The sequence below is a fragment of the Limnospira platensis NIES-39 genome (genome assembly GCF_026000695.1).
Classification (GTDB): Bacteria; Cyanobacteriota; Cyanobacteriia; order Cyanobacteriales; family Microcoleaceae; genus Limnospira; species Limnospira platensis.
Genome location: NZ_AP026945.1, coordinates 2,317,239 through 2,329,400 on the forward strand (window position 1 = coordinate 2,317,239; position 12,162 = coordinate 2,329,400).

Here is a 12,162-nt window from a genome sequence, read left to right on the forward strand (position 1 = left end):
ACAGGTAATTACCATGACTAACTAATCAAATTAATGTCGTGTTTAATATCTGCAATCCAATGAAAAATCGAGTCATCAGGATTGCAGTTATATACCTCTGAATATAAATCGCGGATTAACTGCTGTACAAGGGTTTTGGGTAACTTGTCCTGATGTTTTTCACCGATAATCATTAACATCATTTCGGTGGTTGTAGTGCCATCTAAGGCAGGTAAAATATAAATAATGTCCTGAAATATTCGAGCGCCTAACCTTTGATAAAAGGCAACGCGGCGCTGTTTTAACTGGCGATTTTCGCCAAAATCAGGATGTTCTACCTCTAAGATAAGTGATTTGTCATCCTGTTGAACGACATTGATAATATATTCTAAAAACTGAGAACCGATTTTAATATTTCTTAAATGGGGAACAGTCGCCAAATATCCTAATAAAACAAATTCCGAATTTGGCAAAGGATGAACAATAGACATGAGGGCGAATCGCTGCTGATAATATCCCCCCCAGAGTTGAATATTGCCCAACTTGAGAGACCGGGATATGATAGGAATAGGGATGATTTCCTGGGGAGAAAAACTCTGTTGATAAAGTGCGATCGCCTGAGCAAAATCAGGATTTTCGAGGGTAATTTGTTGAAACTCCACCTCAGACATATTAATCAATTAACTCCTAGTTGATATCCTACTTAATCGAAGAAACCCCTTGAAACAGTAAAATCAGACCGCCCACCAAAATAGCGATCGCCAAAAACCCGATAATCCCATCAAGTAGCGCCGTATCTTCCATAATCTACCTTCCTAGCCTAGGGTAAACAGGTCCCCATGTTACCACGATTACGGAAAAAGGCACTAAACCTATGCTACCCTTGTTGATAAAACCCCTATAATACCTTATTTGCAAACTTAACCAGCCTCAATGGTTCACATCAAGCGCGTGGAACTTACCAACTTTAAATCCTTCGGTGGCACTACTTCAATTCCGCTGCTACCGGGGTTTACAGTGGTGTCTGGACCGAACGGTTCGGGGAAATCCAACATTCTTGATGCTCTATTATTCGCCCTAGGTCTGTCCTCGTCGAAAGGAATGCGGGCGGAAAGATTACCCGATTTGGTGAATAATTCCCAAAGCCGGAAAACGACGGTAGAAACTCGGGTTACGGTTACTTTTGACCTATCAGACCTAACATTTCCCGAACTAGAAGAGGAACCGACGCAACTGGGAGGGGAGGGAGAAACGGTAACAGAAGGGGAAGAAACGGGACTGGTAGCTAAGGAAGAATGGAGTGTAACCCGGAAATTGCGGGTGACAAAACAGGGAACCTACACCTCTACCTACTATATCAATGGGGAACCCTGTACGCAAACTGAACTACACGAACAACTAAACCGTCTGCGGATCTACCCAGAAGGTTATAACGTTGTGCTTCAGGGAGACGTGACGGGTATTATCACGATGAAACCGAGGGAAAGGCGGGAAATTATCGACGAACTGGCGGGGGTAGCACAGTTCGATCGCAAAATTGTTCTAGCTCGCGAAAAACTCGATACGGTCAAAGAACGGGAAGAACGTAGCCGCATAGTTGAACAGGAACTAATTAGCCAACGCGATCGCCTGGCTAAAGACCGCGCCAAAGCGGAAAAGTATCAAAAACTCAAGGCTGAATTACAGGAAAAAAGCCTTTGGTACGCTATCGGTCACTATCAAACCCTACAACAACAACTCTGGCGACTGCGGGAACAAATAGAAGCAGGCGATCGCAGCCATAGTGAATTGACGGAACAATTCCAACAGCAGCAAAGCCAAATTAAACAAGCAACCACTACCCTAGAAACATTAAACGCTTTAGTAAAAGCTATGGGGGAAGAAGAACTGCTGCAACTCCAGTCAACCCTGGCTACCCAGGAAGCGGAACTGGGTTCTACTGGACAGAGGCGGCGGGAATTGGAAACGGCGGCGCAAAAGGTGAGTGAGCAGATCCGACAAACCCAAGGGGCTATTGAAGAACATAGCCAAACTCTGGCTAATTTGGAACAGCAAAAAAAGAGGGAAACGGAGTTAGCACGGGTTCGGGAAAGCGATCGCCATGTCGCCCAAACTAGCCTGAACGAAACCCGTAGCCAGGCTGATAAAATAGCTAATCAAGCGGAAACTTGGATGGTGCAACAGACGGAACTACACCGCCAAATAGAAGCGCTGCAAAATAGCCTCAACCCCCAAAAGACAGAACAAGCGAGACTGCGGGAAAGATCGGAACAACTACAGCGCCAAACCCAGGAAAGGGAACAGGCGCTAAAATCCTTACAGGAGCAATTAACTACGGAACAGGAAACTCTGGAAACGGCTACTAAGGCTCGCGATCGCGCGGCTGTTCAGGTAGAGTCTCTATCGCGCATAGTGACCGCCCTAGAAGAAGATCTGTCTGTACAACAAGACACACTCAACCGCTTATTAGAAGAACAGCGGGAACGTCAACGTAAATTAGACCGCCTGGAAGCTCAACAACAAGCCCGTGAAGAGGCGACGGGGAGCTATGCGACTATGGCGATTAAAAAAGCTGGGTTAACTGGGGTCTGTGGTTTGGTCTGTCAGTTGGGACGGGTAGAACCTAAATATCAACTAGCTTTAGAAATTGCTGCGGGAGGTAGGTTAGGACATTTAGTGGTAGAAGATGATACGGTGGCGGCAGAGGCGATCGCTCTGTTGAAACGAGAAAAAGCGGGACGGGCTACGTTTCTCCCCCTCAACAAAATTAGACGATCATCAGAGAGAATGGAAACTTCCATCCCCGCGATCCTTGATGGATTGGTAGACCTGGCAGTAAATTTAATTGAATGCGATCGCCGTTATGATCACATTTTCGATTATGTCTTTGGCAAAACTCTAGTATTTAAGTCCCTAAATCAAGCCCGCCGCTATCTGGGACAATATCGGATGGTGACATTAGACGGGGAATTGCTAGAATCTAGTGGGGCAATGACTGGCGGTAGTAGCACATCCCGTTCAACTCTGCACTTTGGTAGTGTAGATGATCAAGCTAATGCCTCAGCCCGTGATATCGCCACGACTAAAGAAAGATTAGCCGAAATAGAATTGCTACTGGGCCGCCTGGGTCAAGGTATTGCAGAGGGGGCGCAAACGGCTAAACAACGTTCTGCGGAATTAATCGAGGCTAAACAAAATCTGCGAGAGGCTACCCAAAAGGTGACTCAAGTAGAGTCCCAAATTTTAGCTATTACCACGACTAGAGAACAAATGCGATCGCAGTTAGCCACGCAAACCCAAGAATGGTCTACCGCGAGGGAACGTCTAGCAGCACTAGATAGCACGATTCCCGCCGCCGAACAACAACTACAAAGCGATCGTGAAACCCTAGCTCAATTGGAAATCACCAACAGCCACAGTGAATGGCAACAGATACAAATTCGGCTACGACAACAAGAAGCGCACCTGCAAGCCCAAGAAACCGCCCTCCGAGAAGTTGAACAGCGGTTAATCGATATTAATACCCAATCGGCCACGCGGCGCGAAAAGTTGGCAGCAGACCACCGACGCGCGGCTGAGTTCAAGCAGCAGCAAGAGTCCTTTAACCAACAAATCACCGATACCCAAAACCGCATTACCAGCATCAATAACCAAATTCGAGAAACCCGCGCCGCCATGGCTCAGGTTGAGCAACGCTTGGGGACGGCAAAACAAGAACGCGATCGCGCTGAAACACAACTGCGGGAAATGCACACCGCCCAGTCGCAGTTAGAATGGCAGATCCAGAAACTTGAGGAAACCCAACTAGGACGACGTGAACAACTCAACATTAAACAGCAACAACTCGAAACCCAAAAAGCTGAACTTCCCGACCCACTACCCACCATTCCCGAAAAACTGGATCTGGCTACCCTCCAACGGGAGATGAAATCCCTCACCAAGGGCATGGAAGATCTCGAACCTGTCAATATGTTAGCCCTAGAAGAGTACGAACGTACTACTACCCGCCTAGAGGAGTTAAGCCAAAAACTGGCTACCCTACACGGGGAGAGGACAGAACTACTATTACGCATTGAAAACTTTACCACCCTCCGCCGTCGGGCGTTTCAGGATGCCTTTGATGCCGTTAACCAAAACTTCCAAACTATTTTCGCTGAATTGTCCGAGGGAGATGGATATTTGCAAATTGATGACCCAGAAGAACCCTTTAATAGCGGCTTAAATTTAGTCGCCCACCCCAAGGGTAAGCCTGTACAGCGCTTAACTTCTATGTCGGGAGGGGAGAAGTCCCTAACGGCCCTCAGTTTTATTTTTGCCCTCCAGCGTTACCGACCCTCCCCGTTTTATGCTTTTGATGAGGTTGATATGTTCTTGGATGGGGCAAATGTCGAACGATTAGCTAAAATGATTAAACAACAAGCACAACAAGCCCAGTTTATTGTGGTTAGTCTGCGTCGCCCAATGATGGAAGCCTCCCAGCGGACCATTGGGGTAACACAAGCTAGGGGAGCTTATACCCAGGTTCTGGGTATCAAATTGTAGTAAGTGTTTTTAGAGGTAAGGCGATCGCATTTCGGCGGCGAGCCTATTTAGTAGGTTGGGTGGAGGTACGGAACCCAACACCAACATCTCTCAGTTATGTTGGGTTTCACCCAACCTACCCAGCCTATTTGAGATGGTTGGGGGTCGCTACGGAACCCAACGCCACCATCTCTCAGTTATGTTGGCTTTCACCCAACCTACCCAGCCTATTTGAGATGGTGGGGTGGAGGTACGAAACCCAACAACAACATCTCTCAGTTATGTTGGCTTTCACCCAACCTACCCAGCCTATTTAGTAGGTTGGGTGGAGGTACGGAACCCAACAACAACATCTCTCAGTTATGTTGGCTTTCACCCAACCTACCCAGCCTATTTAGTAGGTTGGGTGGAGGTACGGAACCCAACACCAACATCTCTCAGTTATGTTGGGTTTCACCCAACCTACCCAGCCTATTTGAGATGGTTGGGGGTCGCTACGGAACCCAACGCCACCATCTCTCAGTTATGTTGGCTTTCACCCAACCTACCCAGCCTATTTGAGATGGTTGGGTGGAGGTACGGAACCCAACGCCACCATCTCTCAGTTATGTTGGGTTTCACCCAACCTACCCAGCCTATTTGAGATGGTTGGGTGGAGGTACGGAACCCAACACCAACATCTCTCAGTTATGTTGGCTTTCACCCAACCTACCCAGCCTATTTGAGATGGTTGGGTGGAGGTACGGAACCCAACGCCACCATCTCTCAGTTATGTTGGCTTTCACCCAACCTACCCAGCCTATTTAGTAGGTTGGGTGGAGGTACGGAACCCAACACCAACATCTCTCAGTTATGTTGGCTTTCACCCAACCTACCCAGCCTATTTGAGATGGTGGGGTGGAGGTACGGAACCCAACACCAACATCTCTCAGTTATGTTGGCTTTCACCCAACCTACCCAGCCTATTTAGTAGGTTGGGTGGAGGTACGGAACCCAACGCCACCATCTCTCAGTTATGTTGGGTTTCACCCAACCTACCCAGCCTATTTGAGATGGTGGGGTGGAGGTACGAAACCCAACAACAACATCTCTCAGTTATGTTGGCTTTCACCCAACCTACCCAGCCTATTTAGTAGGTTGGGTGGAGGTACGGAACCCAACAACAACATCTCTCAGTTATGTTGGCTTTCACCCAACCTACCCAGCCTATTTAGTAGGTTGGGTGGAGGTACGGAACCCAACGCCACCATCTCTCAGTTATGTTGGGTTTCACCCAACCTACCCAGCTACCCAGCCTATTTAGTAGGTTGGGTGGAGGTACGGAACCCAACAACAACATCTCTCAGTTATGTTGGCTTTCACCCAACCTACCCAGCCTATTTAGTAGGTTGGGTGGAGGTACGGAACCCAACAACAACATCTCTCAGTTATGTTGGCTTTCACCCAACCTACCCAGTCTATTTGAGTAGGTTGGGTGGAGGTACGGAACCCAACAACAACATCTCTCAGTTATGTTGGGTTTCACCCAACCTACCCAGCCTATTTAGTAGGTTGGGTGGAGGTACGGAACCCAACGCCACCATCTCTCAGTTATGTTGGGTTTCACCCAACCTACCCAGCCTATTTGAGATGGTGGGGTGGAGGTACGAAACCCAACAACAACATCTCTCAGTTATGTTGGGTTTCACCCAACCTACCCAGCCTATTTGAGTAGTTGGGTTTCACCCAACCTACCCAGCCTATTTAGTAGGTTGGGTGGAGGTACGGAACCCAACACCAACATCTCTCAGTTATGTTGGCTTTCACCCAACCTACCCAGCCTATTTGAGTAGTTGGGTTTCACCCAACCTACCCAGCCTATTTGAGATGGTTGGGTGGAGGTACGGAACCCAACAACAACATCTCTCAGTTATGTTGGGTTTCACCCAACCTACCCAGCCTATTTGAGATGGTTGGGTGGAGGTACGGAACCCAACAACAACATCTCTCAGTTATGTTGGGTTTCACCCAACCTACCCAGCCTATTTGAGATGGTTGGGTGGAGGTACGGAACCCAACAACAACATCTCTCAGTTATGTTGGCTTTCACCCAACCTACCCAGCCTATTTAGTAGGTTGGGTGGAGGTACGGAACCCAACGCCACCATCTCTCAGTTATGTTGGCTTTCACCCAACCTACCCAGCCTATTTGAGATGGTTGGGTGGAGGTACGAAACCCAACAACAACATCTCTCAGTTATGTTGGCTTTCACCCAACCTACCCAGCCTATTTGAGATGGTTGGGTGGAGGTACGAAACCCAACAACAACATCTCTCAGTTATGTTGGCTTTCACCCAACCTACCCAGCCTATTTGAGATGGTTGGGTGGAGGTACGGAACCCAACAACAACATCTCTCAGTTATGTTGGGTTTCACCCAACCTACCCAGCCTATTTGAGTAGGTTGGGTGGAGGTACGGAACCCAACAACAACATCTCTCAGTTATGTTGGGTTTCACCCAACCTACCCAGCCTATTTGAGATGGTTGGGTGGAGGTACGGAACCCAACGCCACCATCTCTCAGTTATGTTGGGTTTCACCCAACCTACCCAGCCTATTTAGTAGGTTGGGTGGAGGTACGGAACCCAACAACAACATCTCTCAGTTATGTTGGGTTTCACGGAGTTTCACCCAACCTACATGGCTTATATGTCGGGAGGGGAGAAGTCCCTAACGGCCCTCAGTTTTATTTTTGCCCTCCAGCGTTACCGACCCTCCCCGTTTTATGCTTTTGATGAGGTTGATATGTTCTTGGATGGGGCAAATGTCGAACGATTAGCTAAAATGATTAAACAACAAGCACAACAAGCCCAGTTTATTGTGGTTAGTCTGCGTCGCCCAATGATGGAAGCCTCCCAGCAGACCATTGGGGTCACACAAGCTAGGGGGGCTTATACTCAGGTTCTGGGTATCAAATTGTAGTAAGTTGACCCTGTAACATATATTTACGTTTGGAATTAAATTTAGCCAAGTATGACATCTGAACATATCCGCCAACGTTCCGATCTTCTCGGCACTCAAGTGATTACCCGCGATCGCGGCAAGCGACTAGGAGTCGTTAGTCAGTTGTGGGTTGATGTGGACCGACGGGAAATCGTGGCCCTGGGGTTGCGAGACAATTTTCTAGCTGTGGCTGGACTGCCTAAATATATCTATCTCAATAGAGTCTGTGAGATCGGCGACGTGATCTTGGTGGATAACGACCAGGTTCTTGAGGATGATGTTGATATAGAAGGTTACAGCGATTTGATCAACAGTGAGGTAATTACTGAAACAGGAGAACCCCTCGGACGAGTGCGGGGCTTCCGCTTCGATACCCGTGATGGTAAGCTCGAATCAATTATTATCGCCTCTCTGGGTTTCCCACAAATTCCAGATCAGGTCATTAGTACCTATGAACTTTCTATAGATGCGATCGTTAGTAGTGGCCCGAACCGCTTAATTGTCTTTGAAGGCTCAGAAGATCAACTTCAACAGTTGACGGTCGGTGTCCTTGAACGTCTCGGACTCGGTGAAGCACCCTGGAACCGGGAAGAAGAAGGAATGTATTATCCTCCCACGGTTAAACCTGCTAACCAATTGGGTACTGGTGTTCCTCAAGCACCACCACAACAACAATATCGCACCCCCGCCCCGGTTGAGGAAGCCTGGGAAGAAGAAGAAACCTGGCAAGAACCCATCGCCCCTCCCCCGGTTAGACAGCCTGAACCAATTTATGATGATTATGAAGATGATAATTGGGGGGATTCTGAACGGGATGATTATGATGATGCGGAATATGTGCCGATAGAACCTCCCCGCCAAGAACGTCTCTATGCTCGTGAATACCCGCCAGAATATGAGGATGATGTGGAGTCTGATGCTTGGGCTGATGATGAAACCCCTAAACCTTATAAAGCGCCTCGTGTCAATATTCCTGACAAAAAGAAAATGCCGGAATATGAGGAAGAACCCGGCGGCTACTAACTAACCTACCCCCACGCCAAATATTCCGGTGATGGCGTGGGCTTCAAGGTTTAAATATTTGGGGGTTGACAAATTTATAAAAATGTGGTAATAATCGCGCGACTTTATCAAAATGTGGTGATTTTGCAGCCTCAGAGTCCGATTTTTTAGGGAGACAGGGGCGATCGAAAAATGTTAAGCTGACAAATGTTTAGTATTTGACTGCATAGTTATTTATGGCTTCAATTCAATTTTCACGGGGAGTTGACGAAGAAGTAATCCCAGATGTGCGCCTGACTCGTTCCCGAGATGGTGGCCAAGGAACAGCTACATTTCGTTTTCAAAATCCCAAGGCTTTAGCTGATGATGCGACTGAGGAAATTACCGGGATGTATTTAATTGACGAGGAAGGGGAAATCACCACTCGTGAAGTTAAGGGAAAATTCATTAATGGTAAAGCTACTGATATTGAGGCGACTTACTTAATGAGAAGCCCTGAAGAGTGGGATAGGTTTATGCGATTTATGAGTCGCTATGCTGAAGAAAACGGTTTAGAATTCAATAAGTCCTAACATATCCGGTAGTTATGGAAACTCCCACCGTCATGACTACAGCTTGGCGGCGGGGTGTTCCGAGCCATCAAAAAAACTGTGAAGTGTCAAAACTAATTAGAGTATATCCTAAGCAGACCTCTACATATAAAGCCTGTTTATGTTGCATAATTCTTAGGTAGCTGATTATTAACGTAATTTTCCCGAAACTATGATCGAAATTCGCCGCCATTCTCCTAACCCTTCTGTTGATGTCCTTAACCTCAGTTACCAAATAGTGACACCAGAAGCTAAACCACGGCATATATTAGAAGAGATAGTCTGGCAAAAAGAAAAGGAAGTTAGCCAAAAACGCGATCGCCTATCATTACTAGAATTAAGAAAACAGGTCATGGACTTACCCCCCTGTCGAGATTTTCTGGGGGCGCTCAAAACAGCCACGACCCGTCCCGCAGTCATCGCCGAAGTGAAAAAAGCCTCCCCTAGTAAAGGCATAATTAGAGAAGATTTTGACTGTGTGGCGATCGCCAAAAGTTACTCACTGGGCGGCGCAACCTGTATCTCGGTTTTAACCGACGAAAAATTCTTTCAGGGTAGCTTTGAAAACCTGGCGAAAGTCCGCGCTGCCGTAGATATGCCCCTACTTTGCAAGGATTTCATGATCTACCCCTATCAATTCTATCTAGCGCGACTACATGGGGCTGATGCAGTTTTGCTAATTGCAGCAATTTTGTCTGACCAGGATCTGCAATATTTTACTAAAATTGCTAAGATGCTCACCATGACTGCCCTGGTAGAAGTTCATACCCTCGAGGAACTCGATCGCGTTTTGGCAATTGATGGAGTTAACCTGATTGGCATCAATAACCGCAACCTCTCCGATTTTACGGTAGACCTCAATACCACAACTACCCTATTAGAAAAACGGCGATCGCAAATCAAATCCAGTAATATCCTGGTTGTCAGTGAGTCCGGTTTGCATCAAAGCACCGACCTAGATATTGTAGTCCAAGCTGGCGCGGAAGCCGTCTTAATCGGCGAGTCCCTGGTTAAACAACCAGATCCTCAAATCGCCCTGCAACAAATGTTAGCTAGAGCTTAAAAGCGAGTAGAATAATTAGTTCCCCATAACCTAGTACAAATACGGATAGATACCGCAATGGATGATAAGTTAATGTTGATGATTCCGGGACCTACCCCAGTACCCGAAAAAGCATTACTCGCCTTGGCTAAACACCCCATAGGACACCGCAGCGGTGATTTTAGTCAAATTATGGCCGAGGTACAAGAAAACCTCAAATGGCTACACCAAACCCAAAATGATGTCTTAATCCTCACCGCCAGCGGGACTGGCGCAATGGAAGCCGGAATTATTAATTTCCTCAAACGTGGCGATCGCGTTTTATGTGGTTGTAATGGTAAATTTGGCGATCGCTGGGCGGAAGTCGCTACAGCATACGGATTAAATGTAGAAATCATTTCCGCCGAATGGGGACAACCCCTAGACCCGGAAAAATTCCGCGAAGTCCTCGAAGCCGACACCTCAAAGCAAATTAAAGCAGTCATCCTCACCCACAGCGAAACCTCAACCGGGGTTCTCAATGACCTGGAAACCATCAACCGCCACGTCAAAAACCACGGGGAAGCCTTAATTATTGTTGATGCAGTCACCAGTTTAGGCGCTGTTAATCTTCCTATTGATGAATGGGGATTAGATGTGGTAGGTTCGGGTTCCCAAAAAGGTTATATGATTCCCCCAGGACTAGCTTTTGTCTCTGTCAGTCCCAAAGCATGGGAAGCCTACAAAACCGCCGACCTACCCCGCTATTACTTCGACCTAGGACCCTACCGGAAAACTGCCGCTAAAAATACTAACCCCTTTACCCCCCCGGTTAATCTGTTTTATGCTCTCCAGGTGAGTTTGCAAATGATGAAAGCCGAGGGGTTAGATAATATTTTTGGCCGTCATCATCGCTTAATGACCATGACACGGGATGCCATCAAAGGCCTAAATTTGCCCCTATTTGCCCCCGATCATGCTGCTAGTCCCGCTATAACTGCCGTTTGCCCTCCTGAGTCTATAGACGCGGAAAAGGTGCGCTCTATCATGCGAAAACAGTTTGATATCGTTTTGGCTGGAGGACAAGACCACCTCAAAGGTAAAATCTTCCGTATTGGGCATTTGGGTTTTGTTTGCGATCGCGATATTCTCTGTGCGATCGCCGCCTTAGAAACTACCCTCCAACAGTTGACAGTTAACAGTTAAAGCACCTTCCCAGCCGGAAACTGGGTTTCTAGGGCCATCTTGGTTAGACCATCAAAAACCTAGAAACCCCGTTTCTGCTTTGATCATCAATAAGCTGTTGCCAGCCAATCAAAGATTTTCTCAAGTTGTTCAAGGGTCACAAGTCCATATTGCCAAAGTGTCATCGATAGGGGACTTGGATCTGGATACTTATGTTTCTCTTCTGACTTCTTATGTACCCTCTGCGCCGCCTCAATAGAAGCCTGGGAAATTGATAATTCTTCTGTTAAAAAATCCAGAAATTGTGCATATTTTTTAGCTGTCAATTTTAGTTTCACCTCCTAGATAGTAGACACCACCCGATCTGTCTGTTGACTTCCCAAAGAAATCCAAATCTATGGCTGTTCTATAATGTTTATTAAGCAAGTAGCGCCAAACATACCCACCCCTTAGCACCAGGGGTAAAAGCCCACCAGTACCCTCAGCCTCACTGCTACGAACCTACATCGGTCTCTAATTAAATTCCGCAAGATTTGAAAATCACGGCGGACTTTTATTGGTGAACTAGCAGGATCTTGATATCTTCCGCTCCACAAACTAACCGAATTAAGCGGTTGATTCTGCTACGGGTTCCGTTGATTGATTCAGTCGGATATTTAAACCATATCCCTAACAGAAGTTAGACCCTATCAATCAATAGAATCATTCACCAATAAGCGTGCATATAATGAGTTGACCATCCTTAATTTGTGGATTGAAGCGCAACTCGAGCAGACCTCTGGTGACAACAGCTTATTGCTGCTACTTGAGGACAGCCAGGACTTCCGCTCGCTTCTCACACCTAACGTAGATCTGAACTATTGACGGAAAAGCCAACAAAA

The 12,162-nt window shown here is 47.0% G+C and carries 11 protein-coding genes and 1 pseudogene; 10 read left to right on the forward strand and 2 right to left on the reverse strand.

What is annotated here, in order from left to right:
• Positions 1 to 17: 17 nt before the first annotated feature.
• Complete coding sequence (locus tag N39L_RS11305; RefSeq protein WP_043468220.1) at positions 18 to 650, reverse strand: GNAT family N-acetyltransferase; 633 nt, start codon at positions 648 to 650, stop codon at positions 18 to 20.
• A gap of 262 nt (positions 651 to 912) precedes the next feature.
• Here N39L_RS11305 and smc point away from each other — a divergent pair, with 262 nt between their 5' ends.
• From smc to N39L_RS11355, 10 genes and pseudogenes are all read left to right on the forward strand, one after another.
• A complete protein-coding gene (gene smc, locus N39L_RS11310; protein WP_014275255.1) occupies positions 913 to 4,521 on the forward strand; it encodes a chromosome segregation protein SMC in 3,609 nt (1,202 codons plus the stop codon).
• Between the two features lie 210 nt (positions 4,522 to 4,731).
• Positions 4,732 to 5,061, forward strand: coding sequence for a hypothetical protein (locus tag N39L_RS11315; protein ID WP_148261849.1), 330 nt, complete (start codon positions 4,732 to 4,734; stop codon positions 5,059 to 5,061).
• A gap of 91 nt (positions 5,062 to 5,152) precedes the next feature.
• Positions 5,153 to 5,470 carry a hypothetical protein gene (locus N39L_RS11320; RefSeq protein WP_014275258.1) on the forward strand — a complete coding sequence of 106 codons (318 nt, stop codon included), beginning with the start codon at positions 5,153 to 5,155 and terminating at the stop codon, positions 5,468 to 5,470.
• A gap of 8 nt (positions 5,471 to 5,478) precedes the next feature.
• Positions 5,479 to 6,210: a hypothetical protein gene (locus tag N39L_RS11325; RefSeq protein WP_231852152.1), complete on the forward strand. Its 732-nt coding sequence runs from the start codon at positions 5,479 to 5,481 to the stop codon at positions 6,208 to 6,210.
• 246 nt (positions 6,211 to 6,456) lie between these two features.
• A complete protein-coding gene (locus N39L_RS11330; protein ID WP_014275261.1) occupies positions 6,457 to 6,774 on the forward strand; it encodes a hypothetical protein in 318 nt (105 codons plus the stop codon).
• A 415-nt stretch (positions 6,775 to 7,189) separates the two neighbouring features.
• Positions 7,190 to 7,462 (forward strand): annotated as a pseudogene (locus N39L_RS11335) (chromosome segregation protein SMC); the annotation flags it as partial.
• A 51-nt stretch (positions 7,463 to 7,513) separates the two neighbouring features.
• Positions 7,514 to 8,506, forward strand: coding sequence for a PRC-barrel domain-containing protein (locus tag N39L_RS11340; protein WP_006620137.1), 993 nt, complete (start codon positions 7,514 to 7,516; stop codon positions 8,504 to 8,506).
• A 215-nt stretch (positions 8,507 to 8,721) separates the two neighbouring features.
• Positions 8,722 to 9,057, forward strand: a complete 336-nt coding sequence (gene psb28, locus N39L_RS11345) for a photosystem II reaction center protein Psb28 (RefSeq protein ID WP_006620138.1) — start codon at positions 8,722 to 8,724, stop codon at positions 9,055 to 9,057.
• A 190-nt stretch (positions 9,058 to 9,247) separates the two neighbouring features.
• Positions 9,248 to 10,138: an indole-3-glycerol phosphate synthase TrpC gene (gene trpC, locus N39L_RS11350; protein WP_006620139.1), complete on the forward strand. Its 891-nt coding sequence runs from the start codon at positions 9,248 to 9,250 to the stop codon at positions 10,136 to 10,138.
• Positions 10,139 to 10,195: 57 nt separating this feature from the next.
• Positions 10,196 to 11,302: a pyridoxal-phosphate-dependent aminotransferase family protein gene (locus tag N39L_RS11355; RefSeq protein WP_014275265.1), complete on the forward strand. Its 1,107-nt coding sequence runs from the start codon at positions 10,196 to 10,198 to the stop codon at positions 11,300 to 11,302.
• 86 nt (positions 11,303 to 11,388) lie between these two features.
• Here the strand turns inward: N39L_RS11355 and N39L_RS11360 are convergent, their stop codons facing one another.
• On the reverse strand, positions 11,389 to 11,607 hold the full coding sequence (locus N39L_RS11360) for a DUF2949 domain-containing protein (protein WP_006620141.1): 219 nt from the start codon (positions 11,605 to 11,607) through the stop codon (positions 11,389 to 11,391).
• Positions 11,608 to 12,162: the final 555 nt, after the last annotated feature.

Coding starts and splice junctions, on each gene's coding strand:
- N39L_RS11305 (WP_043468220.1), bottom strand. CDS start 650: ATGTCTGAGGTGGAGTTTCAACAAATTACCCTCGAAAATCCTGATTTT.
- smc (WP_014275255.1), top strand. CDS start 913: ATGGTTCACATCAAGCGCGTGGAACTTACCAACTTTAAATCCTTCGGT.
- N39L_RS11340 (WP_006620137.1), top strand. CDS start 7,514: ATGACATCTGAACATATCCGCCAACGTTCCGATCTTCTCGGCACTCAA.
- psb28 (WP_006620138.1), top strand. CDS start 8,722: ATGGCTTCAATTCAATTTTCACGGGGAGTTGACGAAGAAGTAATCCCA.
- trpC (WP_006620139.1), top strand. CDS start 9,248: ATGATCGAAATTCGCCGCCATTCTCCTAACCCTTCTGTTGATGTCCTT.
- N39L_RS11355 (WP_014275265.1), top strand. CDS start 10,196: ATGGATGATAAGTTAATGTTGATGATTCCGGGACCTACCCCAGTACCC.